This window comes from Achromobacter sp. RW408 (genome assembly GCF_003184165.1).
Classification (GTDB): domain Bacteria; phylum Pseudomonadota; class Gammaproteobacteria; order Burkholderiales; family Burkholderiaceae_B; genus Achromobacter; species Achromobacter xylosoxidans.
On sequence record NZ_QHHO01000047.1, the window covers coordinates 599,454 to 599,885 of the forward strand.

The window sequence follows — 432 nt, forward strand, 5'->3', positions numbered from 1 at the left end:
GAGGTTGCCCGCCATCGGGTCCGCCCGCCCGAGGGGCTGCGAGCGTCTAGGCTTGTCGCGCTGTTAGACCTGTGTGCGGGGAAGGGAATCTACAGGGCTGCCCATCGCGGCCGCGCGGGCGGCCACGATGGGCGTCTGTGCATTTGAGCGTGCTGCGGGTGCGCTGCGCGCTGGCGGTGGGCGGTTTTCTAATGGTTCCGCACGTCAGGGGGGAAGGGCGGTGGTGGTCGGCGCGGCATAAGGCATGTTGCGCGGGACGACCTCTCGCGCCGACCACAAACAGGCGTGGTGCCAGCAGACTTTCAATAGCAAACTATTCCGCCGCGCCCACACGCGAGAGCGTCACCAGCCCGACGCAAGACGCCGCGTAAGCCGCAAAAGGCCGCCCGCGCGGCCGGCTTGCGGCGGGCCCCGCAAGACCCTCCTCTCCAG